22 protein-coding genes are annotated in these 25,614 nt (G+C 60.9%); 12 read left to right on the forward strand and 10 right to left on the reverse strand.

Going from position 1 to position 25,614, the window contains the following annotated elements; genetic code table 11:
• The coding region (locus ACQRAP_RS07005; RefSeq protein WP_427795235.1) for a hypothetical protein at positions 1 to 975 on the reverse strand (975 nt) is incomplete at its 3' end.
• A 242-nt stretch (positions 976 to 1,217) separates the two neighbouring features.
• Between ACQRAP_RS07005 and ACQRAP_RS07010 the strand changes: the two genes are divergently transcribed.
• Together ACQRAP_RS07010 and ACQRAP_RS07015 are read left to right on the forward strand one after the other, a co-directional pair.
• Positions 1,218 to 1,940, forward strand: a complete 723-nt coding sequence (locus ACQRAP_RS07010; protein ID WP_427727330.1) for a LytR/AlgR family response regulator transcription factor — start codon at positions 1,218 to 1,220, stop codon at positions 1,938 to 1,940.
• The gene (locus ACQRAP_RS07015; protein ID WP_427727327.1) at positions 1,940 to 3,217 is read left to right on the forward strand and encodes a sensor histidine kinase; all 1,278 of its coding nucleotides are present in this window, start codon (positions 1,940 to 1,942) and stop codon (positions 3,215 to 3,217) included. Before ACQRAP_RS07010 ends, ACQRAP_RS07015 begins: the two co-directional genes overlap by 1 nt.
• Positions 3,218 to 3,277: 60 nt before the next feature.
• Here ACQRAP_RS07015 and ACQRAP_RS07020 read toward each other — a convergent pair whose 3' ends face one another.
• Positions 3,278 to 3,853 carry a hypothetical protein gene (locus ACQRAP_RS07020; protein ID WP_427719297.1) on the reverse strand — a complete coding sequence of 192 codons (576 nt, stop codon included), beginning with the start codon at positions 3,851 to 3,853 and terminating at the stop codon, positions 3,278 to 3,280.
• Between the two features lie 136 nt (positions 3,854 to 3,989).
• Between ACQRAP_RS07020 and trxA the strand changes: the two genes are divergently transcribed.
• The 8 genes from trxA to ACQRAP_RS07060 all read left to right on the forward strand — a co-directional run bounded on the left by trxA (position 3,990) and on the right by ACQRAP_RS07060 (position 11,613).
• Positions 3,990 to 4,310: a thioredoxin gene (trxA, locus tag ACQRAP_RS07025; RefSeq protein WP_154518161.1), complete on the forward strand. Its 321-nt coding sequence runs from the start codon at positions 3,990 to 3,992 to the stop codon at positions 4,308 to 4,310.
• A gap of 220 nt (positions 4,311 to 4,530) precedes the next feature.
• Entirely contained in the window at positions 4,531 to 4,779 is a 249-nt protein-coding gene (locus tag ACQRAP_RS07030; RefSeq protein WP_006235225.1) for a hypothetical protein, read from the forward strand.
• 1 nt (position 4,780) lies between these two features.
• The gene (gene nikR / locus ACQRAP_RS07035; protein WP_427795236.1) at positions 4,781 to 5,287 is read left to right on the forward strand and encodes a nickel-responsive transcriptional regulator NikR; all 507 of its coding nucleotides are present in this window, start codon (positions 4,781 to 4,783) and stop codon (positions 5,285 to 5,287) included.
• 117 nt (positions 5,288 to 5,404) lie between these two features.
• Positions 5,405 to 8,062 carry a carbamoyltransferase HypF gene (hypF, locus tag ACQRAP_RS07040; RefSeq protein WP_427795237.1) on the forward strand — a complete coding sequence of 886 codons (2,658 nt, stop codon included), beginning with the start codon at positions 5,405 to 5,407 and terminating at the stop codon, positions 8,060 to 8,062.
• A 134-nt stretch (positions 8,063 to 8,196) separates the two neighbouring features.
• A complete protein-coding gene (locus ACQRAP_RS07045; protein WP_427727316.1) occupies positions 8,197 to 8,457 on the forward strand; it encodes a HypC/HybG/HupF family hydrogenase formation chaperone in 261 nt (86 codons plus the stop codon).
• A complete protein-coding gene (gene hypD, locus ACQRAP_RS07050; protein WP_427795238.1) occupies positions 8,457 to 9,572 on the forward strand; it encodes a hydrogenase formation protein HypD in 1,116 nt (371 codons plus the stop codon). The genes ACQRAP_RS07045 and hypD overlap by 1 nt, the downstream gene beginning before the upstream one ends.
• Positions 9,573 to 9,785: 213 nt before the next feature.
• Positions 9,786 to 10,820, forward strand: coding sequence for a hydrogenase expression/formation protein HypE (hypE, locus tag ACQRAP_RS07055; protein ID WP_427795239.1), 1,035 nt, complete (start codon positions 9,786 to 9,788; stop codon positions 10,818 to 10,820).
• 124 nt (positions 10,821 to 10,944) lie between these two features.
• Positions 10,945 to 11,613, forward strand: a complete 669-nt coding sequence (locus ACQRAP_RS07060; RefSeq protein WP_427795240.1) for an HAD family hydrolase — start codon at positions 10,945 to 10,947, stop codon at positions 11,611 to 11,613.
• A gap of 147 nt (positions 11,614 to 11,760) precedes the next feature.
• Here the strand turns inward: ACQRAP_RS07060 and ACQRAP_RS07065 are convergent, their stop codons facing one another.
• The 4 genes from ACQRAP_RS07065 to ACQRAP_RS07080 all read right to left on the reverse strand — a co-directional run bounded on the left by ACQRAP_RS07065 (position 11,761) and on the right by ACQRAP_RS07080 (position 15,980).
• Positions 11,761 to 12,318 (reverse strand): hypothetical protein, encoded by a 558-nt coding sequence (locus ACQRAP_RS07065; protein WP_427795241.1) that lies wholly within the window; start codon positions 12,316 to 12,318, stop codon positions 11,761 to 11,763.
• Between the two features lie 233 nt (positions 12,319 to 12,551).
• The gene (locus ACQRAP_RS07070) at positions 12,552 to 13,088 is read right to left on the reverse strand and encodes a PTS sugar transporter subunit IIA (RefSeq protein ID WP_427719835.1); all 537 of its coding nucleotides are present in this window, start codon (positions 13,086 to 13,088) and stop codon (positions 12,552 to 12,554) included.
• A 263-nt stretch (positions 13,089 to 13,351) separates the two neighbouring features.
• The gene (locus ACQRAP_RS07075; RefSeq protein ID WP_427747645.1) at positions 13,352 to 14,800 is read right to left on the reverse strand and encodes a glycoside hydrolase family 1 protein; all 1,449 of its coding nucleotides are present in this window, start codon (positions 14,798 to 14,800) and stop codon (positions 13,352 to 13,354) included.
• Positions 14,801 to 14,972: 172 nt separating this feature from the next.
• Positions 14,973 to 15,980: an AraC family transcriptional regulator gene (locus ACQRAP_RS07080; RefSeq protein ID WP_427795242.1), complete on the reverse strand. Its 1,008-nt coding sequence runs from the start codon at positions 15,978 to 15,980 to the stop codon at positions 14,973 to 14,975.
• Positions 15,981 to 16,096: 116 nt separating this feature from the next.
• Between ACQRAP_RS07080 and ACQRAP_RS07085 the strand changes: the two genes are divergently transcribed.
• Both ACQRAP_RS07085 and ACQRAP_RS07090 read left to right on the forward strand, forming a co-directional pair.
• Positions 16,097 to 18,667 carry a hypothetical protein gene (locus ACQRAP_RS07085; RefSeq protein WP_427795243.1) on the forward strand — a complete coding sequence of 857 codons (2,571 nt, stop codon included), beginning with the start codon at positions 16,097 to 16,099 and terminating at the stop codon, positions 18,665 to 18,667.
• 42 nt (positions 18,668 to 18,709) lie between these two features.
• On the forward strand, positions 18,710 to 19,564 hold the full coding sequence (locus ACQRAP_RS07090) for a MurR/RpiR family transcriptional regulator (protein ID WP_427719831.1): 855 nt from the start codon (positions 18,710 to 18,712) through the stop codon (positions 19,562 to 19,564).
• 264 nt (positions 19,565 to 19,828) lie between these two features.
• Here ACQRAP_RS07090 and pyrE read toward each other — a convergent pair whose 3' ends face one another.
• The 4 genes from pyrE to ACQRAP_RS07110 all read right to left on the reverse strand — a co-directional run bounded on the left by pyrE (position 19,829) and on the right by ACQRAP_RS07110 (position 25,446).
• Entirely contained in the window at positions 19,829 to 20,512 is a 684-nt protein-coding gene (gene pyrE / locus ACQRAP_RS07095; protein WP_006236284.1) for an orotate phosphoribosyltransferase, read from the reverse strand.
• A gap of 121 nt (positions 20,513 to 20,633) precedes the next feature.
• On the reverse strand, positions 20,634 to 22,178 hold the full coding sequence (locus ACQRAP_RS07100; protein WP_427795244.1) for a LuxR C-terminal-related transcriptional regulator: 1,545 nt from the start codon (positions 22,176 to 22,178) through the stop codon (positions 20,634 to 20,636).
• 315 nt (positions 22,179 to 22,493) lie between these two features.
• Positions 22,494 to 23,807, reverse strand: coding sequence for a DUF4038 domain-containing protein (locus tag ACQRAP_RS07105; protein ID WP_427795245.1), 1,314 nt, complete (start codon positions 23,805 to 23,807; stop codon positions 22,494 to 22,496).
• A 211-nt stretch (positions 23,808 to 24,018) separates the two neighbouring features.
• Positions 24,019 to 25,446, reverse strand: a complete 1,428-nt coding sequence (locus ACQRAP_RS07110) for a PTS transporter subunit EIIC (protein WP_418825681.1) — start codon at positions 25,444 to 25,446, stop codon at positions 24,019 to 24,021.
• Positions 25,447 to 25,614: the final 168 nt, after the last annotated feature.

Genomic DNA, 25,614 nt, shown 5'->3' on the forward strand with positions numbered 1-25,614 from the left:
GTTATTTGTTGAACGGATACTGCAGTTATTCAGGGCGACTATGGCATTTTTGACGCCAATATTGCCCGCATGCACATGACCGCTCTCAACCTTCATCTCGTCGCATGCAATCATTCCCTGACTGTTGTTTTCGAACGTGCAGCCGTTCAACGTAACTTTTGGAGTCTTCGACCGCCCGACCACGCTCAAGGCGCCGACGCAGTCATCACTATTATTCTTAAACGTGCAGTTGACAAACGTTGCATCCACCGCGACCTGGCTGCCTCTGATAGTTACAGGCGCCGGCGAGGCTTCGTAAATTTCATTACCCTGGTCAACCTTGAATGCGCTGTTCTTGCAGCATTTCCAACCGCTGACACTCACGTTCGTGAAGCTGGCCGTCTCCCCCGCACCCATGGTTCCATAGAGCGTGATTGCCCGATCGGTATCTTTGTTCTCGGTCCTTGAAACAAGCTTGAGGTTTTTCACGGAAAGGTTGAGGCTCTTGCCCGTATTCGGTTTATCGACACCTCCACGCGCTTCGTAATCATTGCTATCGCTCAAAAACGTTTTTCCATCGCAGCGTACCTCGGTCGAGACATCCGAATCACCGATGAACTCGACATAACCGCCCTTGAGCACAAAGAGCGGGTGTTGCGAATATGTAAGGTCACGCTCGACGGTCAGCGGACCGCCCAGAGACGAGCTGTCGGTGAAATATAGGCGGGTCGGATTCTCCTTGGTGCCGCCCTCGACCTCATAGTGGTCGATATCAACCGTGCCGGCAAACCAATAGTCTTTGCCGCCGGAAAGTTGGATTACATCACTTTCGCCATACGAAAGCTCGCTTTTCAGGTGTTTCGGTTTGATCGCGGCGGACGGATACGCCTCGGCTACCGTAGGCGTGGCGAGCGTCGTCACCGCGCCCCCAAGCGCCAGCGCTGCAGCCAGCACGCAAGCAGCAAGTCTGCGCATCCCCATCTTCTTCTCCCTCATCACGGCTCCCCTTACCCCTATGCTTTCGCAATGTTCGCTATCGCTTGGCGCCGGCGGTCGGCCTGACTCCCCGTCCGACCGCCGGCATCGATTGACATGTGTATCCATGAAGTATTGTGCGGCCGTCAAAACTGACGCCCCGCCGCTCGGCGCGAGTTGCGCACCGTGGGGCGCAAACGGGGTGTTCCTCCGCGGGCGGCGCGCACCCAATGTGGCAAAATCGAACTACTAAGGGGGCCCGAATGCTCAAGATCATCGCCTGCGACGACGACGTCGCTTTTCTAGATAGACTGCACCGGATGATCGACCGCTGGTCGACCGAGACGGGCACGGCGGTCGACGTTGCACTCGTCACGCGCGGCGAGGACCTGCTGGCCCGCCATGCCGCATCGCGCGCCGACATCATTCTGCTCGACATGATCATGCCGCTCGTCAACGGCATGGACACCGCGCGGGAGTTGCGCCAATCCGATACAGCCGTGCGACTGGTGTTCCTCACCTCATCGCCCGAGTTCGCGCTGGAGTCCTATGAGGTCCGCGCCTTCGACTACCTGCTCAAGCCCGTAACGTACGAACGTCTGGCGCAACTGCTCGACGAGCTTTCGAGCATGCGACCTGACGCGACCGATGAGCTCGTGACCAAAACGTCCTTTGGATACCATGCCCTGCGCCTGTCCGATATCGAATACGCCGAGGCCCGCAACAAGCACGTGGTATTCCACCTGCGCGACGGGCGCGACATCGAAGCGCTCGAGCCGTTCCGCAACATCGAGGACCAGCTGGCCAAAAACGCGAACTTCTTTAAATGTCACCGTAGCTACCAGGTCAACCTGCGCAATATCGACCACTTCAACCGCACGGATATCGTCATGCGCTCGGGCGCTTGCATCCCGCTGGCGCGCAGTTGCAAGCAGGGTTTCCAGGATGCCTACTTTGCGGCACGGTTCGAGAGCGGGAGGCGCTAATGCTCCCCGCGGCCGAGATGGTACTTTGGGCAATCCATCACGCAACGACCCTGCTTTTTGGCGTTTTTGCCTCGGCGGCGCTCTGCGGTATCGAGATCAACCGGCGTCATGCGCTTGAGCTGGTGATGGTCGGCGCCGTAACCGGATGCGCATTCGGCCTCGCCAATGCCGTCGGCGGCGAGCTTTTCGCCCGTCAGGTATATCCGCTCGTCGTGCATCTGCCGCTCGTCATCTACCTGTGCGCGCGCTATCGCCTGAGCCCGCTGCTCGTTATGCTGGGCGTCACCAGTGCTTATCTGAGCTGCCAGTTCAGCAACTGGATGGGCATCGCCGCGCTCGCCGCCACCGACTCGCAAATCGCGTACTACGCGGCACGCATTATCACCACGGCCGTCGTCTTTGCAATCCTGCTGCATTGGGCCAGCGACATCGGTCCGCGCCTGGCGGTTAAAACCCCCACCGAGCTCGAGATTCTGCTCATCCTGCCGCTCGTCTATTACATCTTTGACTACGCCACCAACGTCTACACCACGCTCTTCCACTCGGGCTCCGTGGTGACGGTTGAGTTTTTGGCGTTTGCGCTTTGCGCGTTCTACCTCATGTTTCTTACTGTGTATCTGCGCGAATACGAGGCAAAGGAAATCGCCGAGCGCGAGCGCTGGATGCTCGCGACCCGCGATAGCGCAGCCATCAAGGAGCTCGAGGCCTGGCGCCAATCTGGACGGGAGCTTTCGGTTCTCCGCCACGACATGCGGCACTTCCTGCGCGGCCTTGCAGCTTTGATCGAGGAGGGCCGCATCGACGAGGCGCTCGAGCGCATCGACGAGCTCTGCGAGACAAACGACCGCACCGCTGTGCGCCGCTACTGCGCCAACGACACGGTCAATATCGTGCTTTCGTCATTTAGCTCCGATATCAACCGAAACGGCATCAGCGCCGATTTGCGCGCCGCCGTGCCCGAGAGCGTCCATGTAGCCGACGTCGATCTGTTTAGCGTACTCTCAAACGCCCTGGACAACGCCATCGTCGCCGCAAGCGCCGCTCCCCAGGGCAAGCGATTTATCGATCTGGACCTGCGTTGCGAGGACGGACAACTGCTACTTTTGGTCTCCAACACGTTTGGGCGCCCGCCGCGCATGGTCGACGGCATGCCCGTGGCCGAGCACACCGGACACGGCTTTGGAACCAGGAGCATTAAGCTTGCCGTCGAGCGCATGAACGGCAACTGCCAGTTTCGCATTCACGGCGATCGATTTGAGTTTCGCGCAGTGATGTAAGGGCGCGACAAGTCGGCGCCGCGCTCGACCCATCAGGACCGCCTTGCCGGCGCCAGTCCGCTACAGCGGCGCGGCGGCCGGGGTCAGCTGCTTGATGTAGGCCCACATGCGCTGCTTGGCGGCCTTGTCGGTCAGCGCGGCCTCAAAGCCGTCGAGCGCGAGTACGCGACGACCCTGCACGTGGGCGACCAAGCCGGGCTTGAGCATGGCGGTATCAAAGTCGTCGATCGCCACGAGCATGTCTGCGTAGGTCTCGCGCATGGTATCGGCCGCGCGATCGTCCAACAGCAGGACCGCCTCGGGGTCCAAGGCCTCGAGCGCCTCGCGGAACAGCTCGCACGGCAGGTCCTCGCCTGCCGCAACCGCCCCGTCGCCCGCGCCGGCAACACTTGCCAGCACGCAGAAATCCTCGGGCGCGTAACCGATGGCGCCGAGCGCCTTACGCAACGCGGCGCCGTCTGGACCGGCAGCCAGCTCGCCACCCGCACGCTCGGCATCGTCTAAATCACCTTTTACCAGCACAATCGGCGAGCACGCGTTACCCGCGATACGCACGCCGCGACCCGCGAGCGATGCGAGCTCCTGCTCGGCCGCCTGGGCGATGGCTTCTTTTTTCTGGCTTTGTGACGTGGGCATGCGCTCTCCAATCGTTTGCATGCCCACCATTATATAAAAGAGCCGCCCGCGAGTGGTTGCATTGCGGGCCGTTGGGTATAAGCACGGTCGTACTGAGTTTTACGCGGCCGAGCCGCGTCGCACTATGGAGGTCACTATGGCTGACATTAAGCAGATTACCCCCGAGAATTTCGATTCCGTCGTTAACGGCAGCCTTCCCGTGCTGGTTGATTTTTGGGCACCGTGGTGCGGTCCCTGCCGTTCGCTCTCGCCCATTGTTGACGAAGTGGCCGACGAGCTGGCCGGCAAGATTACCGTCGCCAAATGCAACGTCGACGACAATCAGGACCTGGCCATGAAGTTTGGCGTTATGAGCATCCCCACGCTGGTTGTCTTTAAGAACGGCGAGGAAATCGACCGCTCCGTCGGTGCGCTGCCCAAGGCCAGGCTGCAGGCGCTGCTTGAGAAGCACCTGTAATACGCCGGTCATGTGTTGCCGTCCATGAGTGGTTTTGTGCCGCTCGCCGGAGAGCCGGGTGTTGCGCCCGCGACCACGGATAGTATGGTAATCACAAACAGCCCCCAGTGAACGGGTGCGGGTCAGACGGACTCGCACCCGTTTTCTTATGCGGCGATGCGTAAAGCGGGCGTAGTAGAATCTGAACCACTGATTAGACCCGTACAAAAGGAGATTTCCCATGCATGACGTCGGAATGAACATGAGCCAGCTTGCCATGAGCGTCAAGCAGGTCGACGACACCATTGAGCTCGCCCACGAGTGGAGCCATCAGCTGCTGCATGCGACCGAGAACTTTGACATGGAGCGCATTGGCGCCAAGCTCGAGGCCGCCATGGCGGCGCTCCACGAGGCGCACGACGCACTCGAGGGCTACGAGGAGGCCATCGAGGCCGACCATAACTCCGTTGGCTCCGTAAAGCTGGTGTAGCGTGGCCGAGCACGAGCACGCCTGCGAGCACGAGCATCCGCACGGGCCGACCGGCGACGTGGGCTGCCGTTGCAGCGGCTCCGCCTCCGAGCTGGTCCGTTTTTCGGTCACCGCGCCCGACGACCTGTTGCGCCGCTTTGACGAGCAAATCGCGCGCCGCGGCGACGTTGCCAACCGCTCCGAGGCCGTGCGCGACCTGATTCGCGCCTCCATTGCCAAGGAGCAGATGCGAACGCCCGACGAGCAGGTCATCGGGTCGCTCACCATGATCTATGACCACCATACCGGCGATCTGACGCGCCGTCTGGACGAGGTGCAGCACGACTACACCGACGAGATTGTCTCGACCATGCACGTGCATCTGGACCACCACAACTGCCTGGAAATTCTGGCGCTTAAGGGTCGCGGCGAGCGTGTCTACGAGCTGGCTGACCGTCTGCTGGGCCTGCGCGGCGTTAAGCACGGCGAGCTCACCTGCGCCGCCACCGAGCAGAGCCTGGGGCTGTAGCGGGATTTCCCGCAGCGCACCTGCCAAAAAGGGACAGGTTTGTTTTGGCAGGTTTAACGTTTTACCGACCAAAATAAACCTGTCCCTTTTTGGCAGGTCTCGATGAAGGAAGGTCGCATGCGGCATGTGCATATTCATGTGACGGGCATTGTGCAGGGCGTTGGCATGCGGCCATTTGTGTATCGCGAGGCCATGGCGCACGGCATTTGCGGCTGGGTGCTTAACGCGGGCGATGGCGTGCATATCGAGGCGCACGCCCTAAGCGAGGCGCTCGACGAATTTGTCGCCGCGCTTTCCGAGCATGCGCCTGCGGCAGCTCGTGTGGAGCATGTCGAGGTTATGGACCTAGCGCCCGGCGACTGGGACGCCGCCAACGAGCGGGGCTTTCGCATTGTGGCATCGCAGGATCAAACCGCCCACACGACGCTCGTCTCGCCCGACATCGCCACGTGCGACGACTGCCTACACGAGCTGTTCGACCCCGCCGACCGACGCTTTCACTATCCCTTTATCAACTGCACCAACTGCGGACCGCGCTTTACCATCATCCGGTCGCTGCCCTATGACCGAGCGGCCACCTCGATGGATTGCTTTCCCATGTGCCCCACCTGTGCCGCAGAGTATGGCGACCCGCTTGACCGGCGGTTTCACGCGCAGCCCGATGCCTGCTTTGATTGCGGGCCGCACATTACGTGGCGCGAGGCCGGCGACGCCGCCGCGTCGCTGACCGTCGGCACTACGCGCAAGACCAGCGACGCCATTATCGACCGCTGTGTTGAGCTGCTGGCCAACGGCGGTATCGTCGCCATCAAGGGTCTGGGCGGATTTCACTTGGCATGCGACGCCTCCAACGAGAAGACGGTAGCCGAGCTTCGCCGCCGCAAACGCCGCAGCAACAAGCCGCTTGCCGTTATGGTGCGCGGCCTTGCCGATACTGAACGCCTGTGCCATGTCAACGACGTTGAGCGCGGCCTGCTGGCCGGCAGCATTCGCCCCATCGTGCTGCTGCGCCGACGTGCCGTTTGCGAGAGCGGCGGCTCCCCCAACGCGCTCGCGCCGTCCGTCGCGCACAACCTTCCTGAGCTTGGCGTTATGCTCCCCTATACACCGCTTCAGCATCTGTTGCTTGCCGCGGCAGAAGCTCGCGGCATGCACGCGCTCGTCATGACCAGCGGAAACCTGAGCGAGGAACCTATCGAGACCGATGATACCCTTGCCTGGGAGCACCTTGTTGCCGCCGGCATCGCTGACGCGCTACTTGGCAACGACCGTGCGATTCTCTCGCGCTACGATGATTCCGTGGTGCGCGTGGTCGGTGGGGTCGCCATGCCCGTTCGCCGCGCTCGCGGATATGCACCCCAGCCGCTGCCGTTGCCGGCGCTCGACGGCGCTCCGTCCTGCGTGCTCGCCTGCGGGCCACAACAAAAGGCCACGATTGCGCTCACGCGTGAAGGGACGAACGGCGAGGCAACCTGTTTTGTGTCGCAGTATATCGGCGATGTTGAAAACGGCGGGGCCTTCGATGCCTGGAACGCCGCGCGCACGCGCTTGGAAGATCTCTTTGACTTGGCGCCCGCCGCCTTGGCCTGCGATCTACACCCCAGCTATCTATCGAGCCAGTGGGCGCGCGAGCAGGCGCGAAAATGCAATCTGCCGCTCGTCGAGGTGCAGCACCATCATGCGCACATCGCGAGCGTAATGGCAGAGGCGATTGCCGCGGGCCAGCTTACAACCGACGCGCGCGTCCTTGGCATCGCCTTTGACGGCACCGGCGCCGGCACCGATGGGACCATTTGGGGCGGCGAGTTTCTTGTTGCCAGCCTTGGCGGCTTTGAGCGCGCCGCGCATTTGCGCACCTGGACGCTCCCCGGCGGGGCGGCCTCCGTGTGCGACGCCCGCCGCAACGCCTTTGCCCTGCTCAGTGAGCTCGGCCTGCTTGAACATCCGGGGGCCGAGCGGCTCTTGGACGGCCTGGACGAGCAAACACGCAGCGTGACGGCAACGATGATCGAGCGGAACATCAACAGCCCACGCACGAGCAGTATGGGGCGTCTCTTTGACGCCGCCGCTGCAGTTTTGGGCATTTGCGAGCAGGCAACCTACGAAGGCGAGCCCGCCATCGAACTCGAAGCCGCCGCCTGGCGCGCGCTCGGCAGCAAAATTACCCATGTTCCCGGCGATAAAGACGGCTGTTCCGCATCTGACCCATTGCGACTGGACAGTTTGTTCAGATTTGTATTAAAAACAGACCCTCTAACCAACGGTTTTGGCTCAGATTACCCCGAAGAGGGCTCTCCAGGCACCTCATTTGCGGTTAATTCGCCCGCCGGATACCCCAAATCAACCCATTCGGGGTCCTCGCAGACGATTTATACCACCCATTACCACTCTAAAAAGTACAAATCTGAACTAACTGTCCAAGCTACCTCGAGCAGGTCTCTCGTCCTGAGCCCCAGCTCACTTTTTGCGGCGCTTTTGGAGGGAACCAGAGCCAGTGTGCCCGCCGACAGGCTCGCACTCGACTTCCATGTCGCCGTCGCGCGCTCCTCGGCACGCATCGCCAGCGAGATCTGCGCGTGCGAGGGCATCGACACCGTCGCGCTCTCGGGCGGCGTGTTCATGAACCGACTTCTGCTCCAGCTCCTCACCCGCGAGCTCAAAAGCGCAGGTCTTACTGTCCTTATCCCCCATACCGTGCCCGTCAATGACGGCTGCATCGCCTACGGTCAGGCGGCGGTCGCAAGCGCTCGTCTTGCGCAGATCGCATCGCAGTAGCTCGCTCTCGCACACCGCTGTGCCCAGCCGTCTCACAGGCGTAACGCGTTTGCCCGCGAACCCCGCGAGCGCTACCATCAACTGATGGATTATCGAGCGCCTATCCAGCGCAAAGCGTATAAAAGGGGAACAATATGTGCCTTGCCGTCCCCGGTAAAGTAGTCAAACGCGACGACGGCCTCAAGGCCACCGTCGACATGATGGGCGTCGAGCGTCCGGTGTCGCTGCGACTCGTGCCGACGGCGCAGGTTGGCGACTATATTCTCGTGCACGCCGGCTTTGGCATCCAGATCGTCGACGAGCAGGAAGCGCAAGAAACGCTCGAGCTCGTTAACGCCATGACCGAACTGGCCGAAGAAGACCAACTGGCCAGCAATCCGGCCGAGGCATACTAGTGGCGGCCGGACAGCCGGTGCGCTCCGGTATCGACTTTTCGGCATTTCGCGACCCCAAGCTGGCTCGCGAGCTCATCGAACGCATTCGCGGTCTTGTCGGCGACCGCACCATCAACCTTATGGAAGTCTGCGGCACGCACACCGTGAGCATCGGCCGCTATGGCTTTCGCTCCATTATGCCGGCCGGGCTCAAGCTGCTGAGCGGCCCGGGCTGCCCCGTCTGCGTTACCGCCAACCGTGACATCGACCACGCGATCGCGCTCGCCAACATAGACGGCGCCATCATCACCACCTTTGGCGACATGATGCGCGTGCCCGGATCGTCCACCTCGCTCGCTGCGCAAAAGGCGGCAGGGCGCGATATCCGCATCGTCTACTCCCCGCTCGATGCGCTCGACATTGCCGAGCAAAACCCCGATCGTCCGGTCATTTTTATGGGCGTGGGCTTTGAGACTACAACGCCCACCATCGCCGCTGCCATCTTGGAGGCCGAGGCGCGCGGGCTTTTGAACTTTTCGGTCTATTGCGCCCACAAGACCACGCCGCCGGCGTTGCGCGCCATCGCCAACGATCCCGAGACCGCCATCGACGGCTTTATCTTGCCGGGCCACGTCGCCACTATCACGGGCTTGGCGCCCTTTAGCTTTTTGGTCGACGAGTTCGATACCCCGGGCGTGGTCACGGGATTTGAACCGGTCGATATCCTGCAAGGCATCTGCATGCTGGTCCAGATGGCTGTCGAGGGCAGGCCCGCGATCGACAACGCCTACCGCCGTGGCGTCAACGCAGACGGCAACCCCGTGGCGCGACAGCTGGTCGAGCAGGTGTTTGAGCCATGCGACACCACATGGCGCGGGCTGGGGCCAATTGCCAACTCGGGCCTTTCCATCCGCCCTGAGTTCTCGCGCTTTGATGCCCGTACCCGCTTTGACGTGCCCGTTGAGGCGACGGTCGAGCCGCGTGGGTGCCGCTGCGGCGACGTGCTGCGCGGGGCCATCACGCCGAGCGGCTGCCCGCTCTTTGGCCGCACCTGCACGCCCGAGCACCCCGTCGGCCCGTGCATGGTGAGCTCCGAAGGCAGCTGCGCGGCGTACTACCGCTATCGCGACTATTAGGTTCCGCCGTTCTAACGAGCGGCGGACTGGTCGACGCTGCGCGCCATTCAGGCGAGCGATTTGCCTTTCAATCGTCGGCTGCGGGCAAAAGCCCAGCAGCCTCCTCTTTCAAGGCAACTCACTTCGTCTGAATGGCGCTCGCTGGCTTTTACTTAACATCGATTCTGCCATGTCCGATTTTTATCAATTCCGTCCTCGATTGGAGTTTTGGATATGTCCCATAGCATCACCGATAGCACCGTCCTTTTGGGCCATGGCTCCGGCGGTCAGATGATGAAACGCATCATCGATGAGGTCTTTTTGGATGCCTTTGGGACGCCCGAGTTGCTCGAAGGCAACGACGCCGGCGTCGCCGCGCTGCCCGCGAGCGGGCGCATCGCCATGTCGACCGACAGCTTTGTAGTCTCGCCGCAGTTCTTCCCCGGTGGCAACATCGGCCGTCTCGCCGTGTGCGGAACCGTCAACGATGTCGCGACCTCGGGCGCCAACGTGCGCTACCTATCGTGCGGCTTTATCCTCGAAGAGGGCTATCCCATGGATAAGCTCCGCCAGATTGTGCAGACCATGGCCGAGACGGCGCGCGAGGCGGGCGTAGCGATCATCACCGGCGACACCAAAGTTGTTGAGCGCGGCGGGGCCGACGGCGTCTACATCAATACCGCCGGCGTGGGCGAAGTGCCTGCGGATGTGGCGCTCAGCGGTGCAAACTGCCAGCCTGGCGATGTCATCCTGGTGTCGGGCACACTCGGCGACCACGGCATCGCCATCATGAGCCAGCGCGAGGGCCTGGCGTTTTCGAGCACGATCGAAAGCGATGCCGCGCCGCTCAACCACCTGATTGCCGACGTTTTGGCCGCAGCGCCCGGCACGCGTTGCTTTCGCGACCCCACGCGCGGTGGACTGGCGTCCACGCTCAACGAGTTTGCCCAGGCCAGCGGTGTTGCCATGGAGATCGACGAGGATGCCGTGCCCGTGCGCCCCGACGTGCAGGCGGCATGTGAGATGCTCGGCTACGATGTGCTGCAGGTGGCAAACGAGGGCAAGATGGTCGCCGTGGTGCCGGCCGAGCAAGGCGATGCGGCTCTAGCCGCCATGCGCGCCGCCCGCTACGGCGAGAATGCCGCCATCATCGGCCGCGTGCTGCCGCTTGGATCGGACGCCCGTCCCTCCGTGCGCGTGCGCACCGGCTGGGGCTCTACCCGCATCCTCGACATGCTCGTGGGAGAGCAGCTGCCGAGAATTTGCTAGGGCGGAATCGCACGGTCGGCGCGATGTCACCTGATATCCCTGGAGATGTTCAGATTCCAAGCACACCCAACGCGTAAGCCCAGTATTATGGGGTGCGTTTTGAAACCCAATGACGGGAGCTTTCATGGCAGCAGCTTTTTCCCATGTGATCTTCGATCTGGACGGCACCATCCTCAACACGCTCGAGGACCTGGCAGCCGCCGGCAACCATACCTGCGAGGCGCACGGCTGGCCCACGTTTGCCGTTGACGAGTACCGATACAAGGTGGGAAACGGCATGCTCAAGCTGGTTGAGCGCTTTATGCCCGCCGAGTACGCGGGCGACGGCCGTATGTTTGAGCAGACGCTTGCCGAGTTTAGGGCTTATTACGGCGAGCACAAGGAGGACCACACCGCCCCCTATGCCGGCACGATCGAGATGCTCGACCGCTTGCGTGCCGCGGGTGTGCAGCTTGCCGTGCTCACTAACAAGGACCACGTCTCGGCGGCCCCGCTTATCGAGAAGTATTTTGGTACCGAGCGCTTTGCGCTGGTACAGGGCCGTGTCGATGCGTTTCCGCCTAAGCCCGAGGCACCCGTCACGCTGCATGTGATGGAAGAGCTGGGCGCCGACCCGGCGACCACGCTCTATGTGGGCGATTCCAATGTCGATATCCTGACCGGCCACAACGCCGGTCTTAAGAGCGCAGGCGTCAGCTGGGGCTTCCGCGGCCGCGCAGAGCTGGAAGCCGCCGGCGCCGACTACGTGGTGGACACCCAGGACGAACTTGCAGCGCTGGTGCTGGGCGAGTAGCGAGCGGGCACCAGAGCGAACAAATTGGCATGAAAAGAGGACGGCATAGACCTTCTGGTCATGCCGTCCTCTTTGAATGACAAGTTGTCGCTCTGGTGCCCACGCAGCGTCGAGCAGTTGCGGCGTTTGGTAAAACGCCGCAACGAACTAGTTCATCATCGCATTCATCATCTCGGTGGTTGCGGAATCGTCGGCAGACCACTCGTTATCCTCGTTGGCGGAATACTTAAAGGTGACCTTGGTGTCCTTGGTCTTAGCGGCCTTGGTCACGTCGACCATCACCTGGCCGGCCATCTTGTACAGCTCGTCCTCGGAAGGCATCGTATCGAGTGCGGCGATCTTCTCCTGATACTGGGTGGCGAAATCTTCGACGATCTTGTTCATGGACTTGCAGGTGATGGTGACCTCGGCGGTCGCGGTGCCCTTGTCCTCATCGACCGTCACATCACCGATCTTGTAATCAAAACCCTCGAGATAGCTCTTGGCATACTCCTTGGGATCGATGCCCAGCTGCTCAAACTCGTCGCCCGAAGCCTCTTCCAGGCCGGAGAGGAAATCATCGCCGCCGTTCTTGATCTCGTCAAACTGACTCGTAAGGTCGTTGGTGATGAGCTCCTCCACCGAAGGCCCTCCGCAGCCGGAAAGCAAAACCACGCACGCGACCAGGGCAGCCATCAGGGGCGCAAGCAGCAGCTTCTTTTTCATGACATTCCTCCAAACAAGCGGCGCTGCGTTTCCCGCGCAGCGCACGTCGTAACAGTAGGTCCATATTAGCGGCTCCGTTCAACCCCCTACGTCGCAAAAGCGTGGGCGGCTCAATTTGACGAGTGAATGGCCCATAAAGCAAGCCCCCTGCAATAAAATGCGCCTGCTCGGCCTATTAAAAAAGGGTGGCCGGATAACCCGACCACCCTTGTGCATCTTCTGGATGCCGCAGACTACTTGCGGACGACCTTAACGATGGCGTCACCGGCGGCGACGGCAGACTCGGCCTCGACGGCGAGCTCGACATCGGCAAACTCGGCGGTGTTGGACACGGCCACGACGACGCAGTCCTTGTAACCGGCGGCAGCGATCTTGGCGCGGTCGATCTTGAGCAAGGGCTGGCCGGCCTTCACGACGTCGTCGGCCTTGACGAAGCCCTCGAAGCCGTCGCCATTCATGTTGACGGTATCGACGCCAACGTGCACCAGAACCTCGATGCCGCTATCGGACTGCAGGCCCACGGCGTGACCCATGGTGACGGTCACCTTGCCGTCGCAGGGAGCGTAGACCAGGTCGTCCTCGGGCCACACGGCGCAGCCCTTGCCCAAAACCTCGCCAGCAAAGACGGGATCGGGCACGTCGGCCATCTTGATGACCTTGCCCTTGACGGGCGAACACAGCACGTCGGCGCCGGCAGAAGCAGAAATGGAGGCCGGAGCAGCGGCAGCCACGGGCTCAGCCTTCTTCTTGAACATATCAAACAGACCCATACGTTTTCTCCTCTTGATTAAGCGCAACGTTATGCGCATACCTATGGTGATTATAGTGCCAAATGGCCAAAATGCTAAGGCGAGGGCCCAAATCACAAGCCCTTCCAAGCCCTTCCAAAACCTTTTCCCATGGGCACTCATATTGTCGATTAAGCCTCGATAAGCCCCGGGTGAACAAAAGCGTTCCAGATGCCGTCGTCATCGACGTCGGTGGTCACGTAGCCGGCGGCCGTTCCGGCGTTCGGCGGAACGCCGGAGCTCAATTATTCCAAGCCCTCGGTGCCGTTGGACTTGATGATCTTCTGGTATGCGAAGAAGCTGTCCTTGCGGCGGCGCTCGTAGGTACCGGTGCCGTCGTCGTACTTATCGACGTGGATGAAGCCGTAGCGCTTGCGCATCTCGCCAGTGCCGGCGGAAACCAGGTCGATGGGACCCCACCAGGTGTAGGCAATCAGGTCAACGCCATCGGCAATGGCCTCGCCCATGGCCTTGATGTGGCTCTGCAGGTAGGCGATGCGATACGGGTCATGGATGGAGCCGTCCTCCTCGACCTCGTCGTAGGCGCCCATGCCGTTCTCGACCACCATCAGCGGAATCTCGTAGCGGGCGTAAATCTCGTTGAGGGCGATGCGCAGGCCCAGCGGATCGATCTGCCAGCCCCAGTCGGTGGACTCCAGATAGGGATTCTTACCGCCAAAGGTCATGTTGCCCTCGGTCATCTCGTGATCCTTGTGGGTGCCCACGGTGCCGGACATGTAGTAGCTAAAGGTGTAGAAATCAACCTTGCCGTCGGCGATATCCTGCAGGTCGCCATCCTCCATCACGAGCTCGACATCGTTCTCGGCCCAGAAGCGCTTGGCATAGAACGGGTACTTGCCGCGCACCTGCACGTCGGAGCAGTACCAGTTCATGGTATTCATCTCCTGCTGCGTGGCGAACACGTCGGCCGGATCGCACGTGGCGGCATAGGAAAGGATGAAGCAGTCCATGTTGCCCATCTTAAACTGCGGGTAATGCTCATGGGCATAGCGCACGACGCGGCCGCTGGCGACAAACTGGTGATGCAACGCCTGCATACGAGCCTGCGGCGTGGTGTGGACCGCCGACGCCGGACCCTCAAAGCCCTGAATCATGCTGGTCTCAAAGAGGTTGCCCATGTCCTGAGTACCGCAGTTGATCTCGTTGAAGGTGAGCCAGAACTTGACCTTGTCCTGATAGCGGTCGAAGACGGTCTGGCAGTACTTCTCAAAGAAGCCGATGAGCTCGCGGCTCGCCCAGCCGTTGTATTTCTCGACCAGGTGATAGGGCATCTCGTAGTGCGAGAGGGTCACGAGCGGCTCGATATTGTGGGCGCGCAGGCAGTCGAAGACGCGGTCGTAGAAGGCGAGGCCGGCCTCGTTGGGCTCAGCGTCGTCGCCGTTGGGGAAGATACGGCTCCAGGAGATGGACATGCGGAACATATTGAAGCCCATCTCGGCGAACAGCGCGATGTCCTCCTCGTAGTGGTGGTAGAAATCGATACCGTCATGATTGGGGTAGAAGCGGTTGGGGTCGATGTCGGTCGTAATCTGACGCGGCTCCTTGTAGCTGCCGCCCAAGAAATGGTCGTCGACGGAAGGGCCGCGGCCGTCCACGTTCCAAGCGCCCTCAAACTGGTTGGCGGCGGTGGCGCCACCCCAATAGAAACCCTCGGGGAACTTGATGTTTGCCATGAGCATCTCCTTTGCATCGCGGATCGATGAGCTGAGTATCGCCCACGCGCGGGACGGGCAGAAGCGGGCGCACCAAACCCGATACTTCTTTTCGCCCTTGCGCCCCGTCACCGCCCCGCCCCTGACACTTCCTGATACCTGCCAAAAAGGGACAGGTTTATTTTGGCAGGTTTTATCTGGGCAAACGCCGGCGGTAGACGGCCGGCGTGCAGCCATAGCGCTCGGCAAACTTTTTGTAGAAGAAGCTCATGTTGGCGTAGCCGGCCTCGCGCGCCGCGGTTTCGGCAGTGGCGCCGGCGTCGAGCAATGTTGCCGCGCGTGCCAGGCGGCTCTCCTGCACGAGCTGCATAAACGTGCGGCCCGTCTGCCGTTTGAGCAGCGCGCTTGCGTAGTTGGGACTCAGATGCAGGTGGCGAGCTACGTCATCGAGCGTACAATCGCAGGCATGGCGCTCGATGTAGCTCACGGCGGCCGCGACCTGCGCCGAAGGCAGCGTGGGCATGTCCGCCTGCAGCAGCGATGTCTCATAGCTTTGCATAAGTTCGACCAGCAGCAACTCAAACAGCCTCGACACGATCTGGGGACTCGCCGCCGTCGGCTCCAGAAGTTCGCACAGCATCTCCTGCATATATCGGCGCACGCGGCGGCTGTTGCCCGTGCGGAAATGCACATGACCGCGGTGGTCGGTTTCGTCATTGAGGGCATTAATAAGGAACTGCGAGACGGCGCTTGACGGCGACAGGCTCTGCTCTAGGCTGCGGTGCAACATCACCCGCGAGATGACGATGCTCAGCATAATGTCATGCTCGCCGAGCTCGCCTACGGCATGCGGACAGGCCGCGTCGAGCAAGAGCACCTCGTTTTGGGCAAGCGTGAGCCGTGCGCCGTTGACGACCTGCGGCGCATGCCCGCGATAGACATAGCTGATTTCGACATAATTGTGCACATGCTCCGGCACGGGGTTAAAGCGCGAGTTGCGCACGATTGACAGGCCCTCAGGCATGCCTTCTTGGTGCAGGGCTCGCGTCGGGTCACCGATTTCATGGATATGTTTTTCACCGATATTCTGCTGATGACCCGAGCTGAACGCATCGTTCCAGTCATAGCGGGTGCCTGCGCAGTAAGCGTGCTCGCTGTCGGTCAGCTTGAGCAAAAGATTGTCCAAACGTGCGATATCCATATCGCCACCATCATTGATTTGGTCATATTCTGCCGTGGTTTTGATATTAGCAGGAGTGTGCGCGCGACGTACTCTGACTTCAATCGATTTAAAAGGTTTGTTTTAGAGGAGTGGATATGGCGGCATACGACAACCATGTGCTTCCGTTCTTGTGGCTCAAGGGCGAGGCGCGCGAGACGATTACCGAATACTTAGAGCAGATTGCCGGGGCGGACATCCACGAGGTCTGCCTCGAATCGCGCACGCATCCCGAGTTTTGTCGCGACGGCTGGTGGTCCGACCTGCGTTTTATCATTGGCGAGTGCAAGCGCCTGGACTTGAAGATCTGGCTGCTCGATGATGCCCACTTTCCCACGGGCTACGCCAACGGCGCGCTTGCAGGCGAGGATGTAGACCCCGCGCTCAAAAAGACCGTGCTTAAGCATCACACGGTAACGGTCGTCGGTCCCCAGCCGTCCACGACCATTAAGCTCGGCAATCTTATGGATCCCACGGAGCGCTTTGTGGGCACGGCGACTTTCGACGCCGCCGGTGCACCGCTCGACCTTGAGCTCGCCGTTGAACAGACCGAGGATGGCACTCCCGTCCGCCTGCGCTTTGACGCTCCTGCCGGCATCACCACCCTCGAGCTCTACGTCACCAGCCAAAAGACCGGCTTTCGCGATGAGTACATCAACATGGTCGACGCCGATTCGTGCCGTATGCTCATCAACGCCGTCTACGAACCCACGTTTGAGCATCTGGGCGACGAGTTCGGCAAGACCATTCTGGGCTTCTTTACCGATGAACCGGGCTTTATGAACGAGAAGGGTGCGACCCTCGAAGACGCTTCCACCAGCAGCTTTATTGGACGCGGCGATATGGCACTGCCCTGGTCGGATGAACTTGCCCGCCGCTTGCACGAGGAGTTGAGCGCGAGCTGGCTTGCCGAGCTCCGCGGCCTTTGGACGCGCGACCCCGCCGGCGCTCGGGTCCGCCACACTTACATGGACATCGCCACGCAACTCTACCGCGCGTGCTTTGACGAGCAGATTGGTGACTGGTGCCGCAAGCGCGGCGTCATGCACATCGGACATGTGATTGAGGACAAGAGTTGCCACACGCGCCTGGGCCAGGGAGCCGGACACTACTTCCGCGCGGTCGCCGGGCAGGATATGGCGGGCATCGACGTTGTCATCAACCAGCTTGCCCCCAGCGTCGACCACGGACGTTACAGCTACTTCCACGGCGCGTGGAACATGGAGTTCTTTACCTACGCGCTCGCCAAGTTGGGCTCTTCGGCCGCACGCCTCGACCCCAAAAAGCAGGGGCGCTGCATGGCCGAGGTCTTTGGCGCCTTCGGCTGGCACGAGGGCTTGCGCGAGATGAAATGGATCGCCGACCACATGCTCGTCCGCGGTATTAACTGGTTTACACCGCACGCGTTTAGCATGGCGCCCTTCCCCGATTGGGACTGCCCGCCGCACTTTTACGCACACGGCAACAATCCGCAATGGCCGCACTTTGGCCAGCTCATGAGCTATATGAACCGTACGGCAACGCTGCTTTCAGGAGGCTATGCCATGCGCCCCGTTGCCATCCTGTACCATGCCGATGCCGAATGGGCCGGCAACGCCATGCCTATCGAGCGCGTGGCGGCAGAGCTCACGCGCGCGCAGATCGACTTTGATTTTGTGCCCGCCGAGGCTTTTGAGGATGAGAACCGTTACGAGGTTTCGATTGCCGACGGATTACTTACCGTAAACGATTGTCGTTACCAGGCGTTTGTTATGCCAGGAGCTTCATTTATTGGCGCTGCGACGGCGGAGGCAATGAGACGCATGGCGGATGCAGGCGTTATGGTGCTTGCCGTCGACGAGGTGCCCGGCACATTCTACGATACCGATGGCGCGGTCGAGCTGGGAGGGCTCGTCGCAACGCCGCTCGCCGATGTCGCCCGCGCGCTTGCAAGCGCGGGACTACAGACCGTTGTGCCTGACACACCGCAGCCTTGGCTACGCGCACTTCGCTACGAGCGGGTGGGCGAGACCTACGTTATGCTCGTCAACGAACACCCACGCGAGCGCATCGACTGCACGGTTGCACTTGCGACAGGCGAGCGCCTTTGCGGCACGCGGCTCGACCTGCTAAACGGCGCCGGGCCCGTTGCGTTTGACGGTGCGTTGGAGCTCGCACCCTTCGAGAGCTGCATCGTTGTTTTGGAAACGAGCAGCGAGAATGCGCCTGGAGACGGCGCAATCGACGCTGACACGTCGCTCGGCCTGCGCATCGAAGGCCCATGGACCGTCGCCCTCTCTCCTGCCGGCAGCAATGGTGCCTTTGGTGAATCACAAAAGCTCAAGCACCTGTGCGACCTTACAGCCGATCTGTTCACCGGCACCTGCGGTACCTACCGATATCATGCGTCGTTTGAGCTGGCCAACGATTGCGTCGACGCCACAATCGACCTGGGAGACGTCTACGAAACCGCGACGCTCACGCTCGATGGACGCCCGCTCGGCACACGCATCTGCCCGCCCTATCGTTTTGCCGCCGGCGCACTTTCCGCCGGTGCGCATGAGCTCACGATCGACGTCATCAACACGCTCGACCATGCGATCCCCGACATTTTCGCCCTCACCGAGCCCGTCGCCCCCAGCGGCATCCTCGGCCCCGTTACCCTTTGCGGGCAAAACCTGCCAAAATAAACCTGTCCCTTTTTGGCAGGTTTGGCGAGTGTGGGAGTTCGTATGGATATCAAACGCAAGATCACCGAGGCGCAGGGTCTCACCCCCACCGAGCAACAGCTCGGCATTGCAGCCCTTGCCATCGGTCAGGACATCCGCGGGCTTTCTATTAAGGAATTTGCCGCGCGCACCAACGTTTCGGTCGCGAGCGTGCATCGTTTTTGCAAAAAGCTCGGCCTCGAGGGCTTTAAGGATCTCAAGGTCGAGCTTATTCGCTTGGCAACCGAGGCGGGAAACCGCCGCGACGTGGACATCAACTTTCCCTTTGATGCTACGTCCAGCCCTGCGCAGGTTATGGAGCGCATGGAGGGGCTTTACCAGACCACGCTGGCCGAAACGCAGGAGCTGCTCGACCCCACGCAGCTCGACCACGCCGCCAAGCTCATCGCGAACGCCCGACAGGTCGACATCTACACGGGCTCGCACAACCTCTATCCAGCGGGAATGTTCCGCGACCGCCTGCTCTCCGCCGGTAAAAGCGCGACGTGCCACAACGGTGTCGAGGCCCAGGTGCGAACGGCGCTCGCCTCGGATCCCGACCATGCGGCAATCGTCATCTCCTACAGCGGCCTTGCCCCCAACCTCAAGGACATCTTGCCGATCCTCAGCAGTCGGCATGTCCCGGTCATCGTCATCGGCACGCCTTATTGCGCTCGCATTCACCCCGGCTTTGCCGCCTACCTTACGGTGAGTGACCACGAGAGCATGACGCATCGCATCACGCAGTTCGCCAGCCACATCGCCGTGCAATACGTGCTCGATTCGCTCTACAGCAGCTACTTCGCCAAAGACTACGCCCGCTGCTCCGAATTCCTGGAGCGTTCGTTCCCCTATACTCGCCTGCCCGGGCTTAAGTAGTCGTTTAAGAACGTCCCCAATGACTACTCTGGCAACGGCAGCGAGCGGGCCGCATCCGGAGCAAGACAGCGCCGCAAGTAGAGGACGGACAGCGAGCGACGTCCAGGGCGAACAAGTTGGCATGAAAAAGGCGAGGCATTGACCTTCTGGTCATGCCTCGCCTTTTGAATGACAAATTGTCGCTCTGGGCAGCGCGCAGCGTCGGTGGGTCCGCCGTTCGGCAGAACGGCGGAACCGATAGGGTTGGTAAACCCACGTAACTACCTACTCCCGAGCTCCGTACTGCTCGTAGTAGGCGTCGATGGCGGTCTTAAGTTCGTCATCGATGACGACCTTGCCATCGATCTCGTGGTTGTAGAGGGTCTCGACGACCTCGGCCATGGAGACGATGCTCGCGACGGGGAAACCGTACTTTGCCTCGATCTCCTTCTGAGCGGTGGTCACGCCACCCTTGCCGACCTCCATGCGGTTGAGAGACACGATCAGGCCCTTGATTTCGACGTCGGCGGCAGCCTTAACCTTGGGATAGGTCTCGTCGATGGACTTGCCGCTGGTGGTAACGTCCTCGACCATGACCACACGGTCGCCGTCCTGGGGCTCATAACCCAGCAGGTTGCCCTTATCGGCACCGTGATCCTTGGCCTCCTTGCGGTCGCAGCAGTACTTGACCTCCTTGCCGTACAGCTCGTGGTAGGCAATTGCGGTCACGACGGCCAGCGGAATACCCTTGTAGGCCGGTCCAAACAGCACATCAAAGTCGTCGCCAAAGTTATCGTGGATGGCCTGGGCGTAATACTCGCCCAGCTTCTTGAGCTGATAGCCTGTCACGTAAGCGCCGGCGTTCATAAAAAACGGGGACTGACGGCCGCTCTTGAGCGTAAAGCTGCCGAACTTAAGAACGTCGGACTCAACCATAAACTTGATGAACTCTTGCTTGTAAGCCTCCATGCGGGCTCCTCTCGTAATCGCGTACGTGCCCTCCAGTTTAGCGCAGGCGAAGCGTCGATGCGGGTGCGCTTTGGAGCCACATCCCCCCGTTAGAGTAAGGAACTGGGCGGCGCCTCATACGCTAGTCCTTGGGTGCCCAGGACCAGAAGAAGTTGATCAGGGCCACACGCGAGGCGGTACCGGTCTTTTTGTTGATCGAGGAAATGTGACGATAGAGCGTGGAGCGCGAAAGGAAAAGCGTTGCGGCAATGTCCTGAACGCTCTGGTCCGAAACGACCAGGGCCTCAAGAATATCGCGCTCGCGCTCTGTAAGCCCAAAGGTGGCGACGAAGGCGTCGAGGCGCTCATCAGGCGTGAGCTCCGCTGCCTCCACGAGCGCGGGGTCGGAACATGCGGGCGCAAGATCTCCACCAAGATTGTCGGCAGCAAGCGCCAGCCCGTCCTGCATCACGGCATCATCGGTTCGTTGCCCCAACTGTCCCAGCAGCGTAATCGCAATACCCACAAACATCACGAGTGCCGCGCCGACTGCAGCCAGCACGTTTTGACTCGAGATAATCGCCACCGCCGGCGCCGTCACGAGCATCGAGCACACGTTATTGACGACGCGACCCATGCACGGCCAAAAATATGACCAGCGCGCATAGAGCGAGATAGCGGCGAATTTTGTGGTAAAGAACACCACAAAGAAGCCCGAGCCCAGATAAAAGATGATCGTGGCAGCAAGCTCGTTACCGCCATTGCCATCGATGATGAGCACAAAGAACGAAAGCGTGGACAGCATGGCGACACATGTCATGCCGATATTCATATACGAACGGCCATGCAGGTCAAATAGGGCGCCGGCAGCCAACGAGCTCGCAACAAGCAGCAGGCGCGGCCAATCGCCCAAATCAACGGCTCCGGTAGCATGCAAGGTCGTGAGGCCCGCGTTAAGAGCGGCGAATACGCCGGAAAGATACGCCGTCGCCACGGTCAGGCGAACTACGGCGCGGCGGAATGCCGCCTTTGCCTCGGGATCGTCATGCCACTTGGCGCCATATTCCAAAGCATCTACCGAAAGCCCGGCAGCACTGGGTTCAAAGTTTGGATCGGACTCGTCGCGCAGCTTGGCGCGTCGGACCCCATGAAGTAACGCCACCTGCGCGATCGCACAAACAACCAGAACAGCCTGCTGAGGAATGCCGGCAGGCATCACCATGTGGTTGAGAACCTGCACCAGAACGCCCATGGCGTAAGAAAGTGCGGCGGCGCGCGCCAAGCAGGGCGTCCGCGCAAAGCGCCGCGCAAAGTTTGCATGGGCAGTCGATCCGCAGTAGCCCAGCGCGCAGCACGCCACCAAACCGCCGGCGATTACCACCTCAGTCCGAACCGCCATAATCAACAGCAGGAATGCCGCCACCAGCAAAACACCCGTAACGTCACTCGTTGCATCGATGGCATGGGGACGGCGATAGTACAGAACGGGACGTACAAGAAAGCCAATCACACTCGCGCCGAGGACAAGGCTCTCATAAATAACGACCTCGTTCGGAGACACGAACTCGGCCATGCGCACATCAAAGAGATACTCGCACGCCAAAAACGTGAAGAAGAACAGAGCCAGGCATATAATCTCCTGAATGCCCCGACGCAGACATGCGGTTGTGTCTCCCGTGCCTCTCATGGTTAACCCCCAGCCGCTCAATTGTCTGGAAATCTATTTTAATGCAGAACCAGTCTCAATATCGAAGCCAGGCTCGAAATGCCGCTCATTTCGAGCCCACCGTCCACATCACGCCGCGATTTTGAGCCGCATGGACCAGAAGGGACACGCGAGACCTCTAGCTCGGCTAGGAGCGTCTCCAACTACCACTCATTTAAGTACGTCCCCAATGAGTGCGACGGAATGGCTCCCTTGGCAGCTTAAAGCTGTCATGCACGAACCATTCCGTCGCAACCTCATGAAAGGGACTGGATTGTAAATGTTGGAGAAGAGCCGTTAGCGCCCGGGAGCCAAGATCACCAGTGCGTCGTGCTCAAAGGGATGCTGAGCCACGCGCACGGTACCGTCACCGTTGTCGCGAACGGGCAGCTTGGCGATGCGCTTGTCCTCCATGTCAAGGACCGTCGCCGTCCAGCCGCACGCGCCGTCGAGCTTAAACTTGAGCGCCGTAGTGCGCGGCAGGTACGTGACGACGTGATCGCCAACGCGCGCCACACGAATGGCCTCGCGCGCGTCATCGAGCAGCTCCTGCGCCGGAACCACGGCAAGTGCGTCGTCGCCAGCCGTAGCGCCCAGACCGGCAAGCACATGCTCGATCGCGCCAAAGTCCCAAACGCCCGCAAACTGCAGGCACTCCTGCCAGCGGAACGGCATGTCGAAGCCCTCGCCCAGCACCGAGCCCTGGCTCTTGCTGGTCTGCCAGTTCCAAACGCCGTGCGCGCCATAGGTCACACCCGCGCTCGCACCGGCAAGGATCGACGACCACACGCTCGCGCGGCAGTCCTGCGCGGTGAAGCGCCAGTACACGTTGCGTGACGCGCCCATCTGCTCGTAACAGGGCTCGGAGTTGACCATCGGCTTTTTGGGGTAGTTGGCGATAAAGTCCTGCGGCAAGTGCCAGGCCTCGGGCTGGCCCTCGTAGTTGTGGCCGGGCTGGAACATGTAAAAGTCCAGACGGTCCAGGTACTGTGCCGGAATGGTGCGGTTGCCGCGGTTGATATGCATAGTGCGCAACGCCTCGGGCGCGCGTTTGACGACTTCGTCGAGAGCATCCTCGTAGTAGGCGATCGCCTCGTCGCTGGTAAAGTCGGTATCGCCCGTCACCACGTAGACGGGGTCGAACTCGCCCAGGTTCTCGACGACGCGGGCAACGTGGGCACGGACCTCCTCGCGCGGCATAACCTCGGCACCGCAACGCTCGGCGATCTTAGCGCCCCAGGTACCGGGCACGTAGTTGCACCACATGAGCACGAGCGCCGGACGAATGCCGTGCTCGACGGCAGCGCGGCACATGGCGGCGGCGCGATCCCAATACGCCTGGTTGGGTTGAGACCAATCAAAGCGCACGCCATCCTCGCTGGCATAGGGCCAAATGCCCAGATCGGGGCAGCAGCGATCCCACTGCGGCAGCGTGTTAATCTGCAGCACGTTCATGCCCTGCTCGGCGCGGCGGGTCAGATAGTAGTCCCAGTCGGCCTCGGGGATGCTGGTAAACGCACTCCAGCACGTATCGGCAAACCAAAAGAACGGCTTGCCCTCGCACAAAAAACCGTCCTGACGACCGTTGACGGTCAGTTTTCCCAAACTCATCTGCATGTCCTTTCGCTCGATAAAGGAATTGCGAACCGGCAGAAGCTTTCGCGGTAACCCCTGATGCGAAAGCCCCCGCCGTTTAACAAACCCCTGCGGGCGGACACCACTTGCCCACTCCAGTCTACCTTGCAAGAAGGGCCCCGCCGGGCTTGCGCCTGACGGGGCCCTGTCGTGTAGGTAAGGTCGTATGCGACCGAATGGCTTGGCCTTAGGCCTCCATCTCGGCGAGCTCCTCCTTGGAGAAGCCGGCGACGAAGACGACGGCAGCGGCGATGACAAAGGAGATTGCCATACCGACGATAGCCCAGACGGTGTTCATCTGGCCACCCTGCAGGTAGTTGGTGAAGACCAGGAAGTTGGAGGCACCGCCAGCGAGGTAATAGGTAACGCCCATGAGGCCGGAGAACACAGCGCCGATGGCACCGCCGATGAACATACCGAACATGGTGCGACGGAAGCGCATGAGGATACCGAAGAGTGCGGGCTCGGTGACGCCGCCGGCGATGGCGGAGATGACGTAGCCCAGGGCAAGACCCTTCTCGTCGGGGTTCTTCATCTTGAGGAAGGCACCGAAGGCGCAGCCCCAGACAGCGGCCATAGCGCAGTTGGTGGAAACGAAGACGAAGGGATCGTAGCCGGCAGCGATGATCTGAACCTGAGCGAGCAGGATGACGGGCATGTGCATACCGCAGACCACGAAGAGCTGCCAGAAGGCGCCGAGGACGGCCATGACGAGCAGGATACCGATGCCACCCATGTCAGCGAGACCGAAGAGGGCGTTAGCGATGAGGCTGCCGATCTCGTTGCCGAGCGGGGCGAGGACGATGAAGGCGATGGGGATGGTAACGATCATGGTGCAGAACGGCGTGAAGACCGTGGAGAGCACGTCGGGCATGACCTTCTTAAAGAACTTCTCGACGAAGTAGAGGACAGGCACCGAAAGGATAATCGGCAGGACGGACTGCTGATAGTTGGCAGCGGCGATCTGAATGCCGTAGACGGAGATGATTCCGCCGCCATCCTGGGTCGCGACACTCACGACGGACGGGGCCATGAGGGCGCCGCCGAGGAGCATGCCCAGAACCGGGGAGGCGCCGAGCTTCTTAGCGGCGGCATAGCCCAGGTAGATGGGGATAAAGGTGAACGTGGCCTCGTACAGGGTGGTGTAGAGGAACGTGTAGGTCGGATCGGTGTCAGAGAGAACGCCGAGCATGGTGGGACCGAGGACCGCAGCGATGGTGCGGAACAGACCGCCGGCCATGAGCAGCGGGATCAGCTGGGTCATGGAGCCCGACAGATAGTCGAGGATGATGTTCGGCAGGTTCTTGAGCTCGAACTTCTCCTTGGGAGCATCGAGGTTCTCGTCGACCGCGGCACCCTGCTTGACGCCGGACATGGCAACGAACTCGGCGAGCACCTTGGGCACGTTCTGGCCGATGATGACCTGGAGCTGGCTGCCGGCGAACTGGCAACCCAGAACACCCTTGACCTTCTTGATCTTCTCCACGTCGGCCTTGTTGTTGTCCTTGAGCGTCAGACGCAGACGCGTCATGCAGTTGGTGGCGACGGAAACATTCTCCGCACCGCCCACGAGCTCGAGGACATCGGTGGCAATCTGCTTGTTATCTACTGCCATGGGACCCCTCCCCATATCATCGTGTGCCTACTCGTTTGGGCGTAGGCACGCCTTTGGCTCGGCGACTATAACCCCTTACGGCCACCGAACCCTTGGATACGCTGTCGTAAACAATGTGTTTACTGAACGTTTACGGGCTTTAGTTTACACGGAACGTCTAATTTGTGG

The organism is Collinsella sp. SGI.180 (genome assembly GCF_050313455.1).
Lineage (GTDB): Bacteria > Actinomycetota > Coriobacteriia > Coriobacteriales > Coriobacteriaceae > Collinsella.

Excerpts from the sequence above, each read along its gene's own strand:
- ACQRAP_RS07010 (WP_427727330.1), top strand. The coding sequence starts at position 1,218 with ATGCTCAAGATCATCGCCTGCGACGACGACGTCGCTTTTCTAGATAGA.
- ACQRAP_RS07015 (WP_427727327.1), top strand. The coding sequence starts at position 1,940 with ATGCTCCCCGCGGCCGAGATGGTACTTTGGGCAATCCATCACGCAACG.
- ACQRAP_RS07020 (WP_427719297.1), bottom strand. The coding sequence starts at position 3,853 with ATGCCCACGTCACAAAGCCAGAAAAAAGAAGCCATCGCCCAGGCGGCC.
- trxA (WP_154518161.1), top strand. The coding sequence starts at position 3,990 with ATGGCTGACATTAAGCAGATTACCCCCGAGAATTTCGATTCCGTCGTT.
- ACQRAP_RS07030 (WP_006235225.1), top strand. The coding sequence starts at position 4,531 with ATGCATGACGTCGGAATGAACATGAGCCAGCTTGCCATGAGCGTCAAG.
- hypF (WP_427795237.1), top strand. The coding sequence starts at position 5,405 with ATGCGGCATGTGCATATTCATGTGACGGGCATTGTGCAGGGCGTTGGC.
- ACQRAP_RS07045 (WP_427727316.1), top strand. The coding sequence starts at position 8,197 with ATGTGCCTTGCCGTCCCCGGTAAAGTAGTCAAACGCGACGACGGCCTC.
- hypE (WP_427795239.1), top strand. The coding sequence starts at position 9,786 with ATGTCCCATAGCATCACCGATAGCACCGTCCTTTTGGGCCATGGCTCC.
- ACQRAP_RS07060 (WP_427795240.1), top strand. The coding sequence starts at position 10,945 with ATGGCAGCAGCTTTTTCCCATGTGATCTTCGATCTGGACGGCACCATC.
- ACQRAP_RS07065 (WP_427795241.1), bottom strand. The coding sequence starts at position 12,318 with ATGAAAAAGAAGCTGCTGCTTGCGCCCCTGATGGCTGCCCTGGTCGCG.
- ACQRAP_RS07070 (WP_427719835.1), bottom strand. The coding sequence starts at position 13,088 with ATGGGTCTGTTTGATATGTTCAAGAAGAAGGCTGAGCCCGTGGCTGCC.
- ACQRAP_RS07075 (WP_427747645.1), bottom strand. The coding sequence starts at position 14,800 with ATGGCAAACATCAAGTTCCCCGAGGGTTTCTATTGGGGTGGCGCCACC.
- ACQRAP_RS07080 (WP_427795242.1), bottom strand. The coding sequence starts at position 15,980 with ATGGATATCGCACGTTTGGACAATCTTTTGCTCAAGCTGACCGACAGC.
- ACQRAP_RS07085 (WP_427795243.1), top strand. The coding sequence starts at position 16,097 with ATGGCGGCATACGACAACCATGTGCTTCCGTTCTTGTGGCTCAAGGGC.
- ACQRAP_RS07090 (WP_427719831.1), top strand. The coding sequence starts at position 18,710 with ATGGATATCAAACGCAAGATCACCGAGGCGCAGGGTCTCACCCCCACC.
- pyrE (WP_006236284.1), bottom strand. The coding sequence starts at position 20,512 with ATGGAGGCTTACAAGCAAGAGTTCATCAAGTTTATGGTTGAGTCCGAC.
- ACQRAP_RS07100 (WP_427795244.1), bottom strand. The coding sequence starts at position 22,178 with ATGAGAGGCACGGGAGACACAACCGCATGTCTGCGTCGGGGCATTCAG.
- ACQRAP_RS07105 (WP_427795245.1), bottom strand. The coding sequence starts at position 23,807 with ATGAGTTTGGGAAAACTGACCGTCAACGGTCGTCAGGACGGTTTTTTG.
- ACQRAP_RS07110 (WP_418825681.1), bottom strand. The coding sequence starts at position 25,446 with ATGGCAGTAGATAACAAGCAGATTGCCACCGATGTCCTCGAGCTCGTG.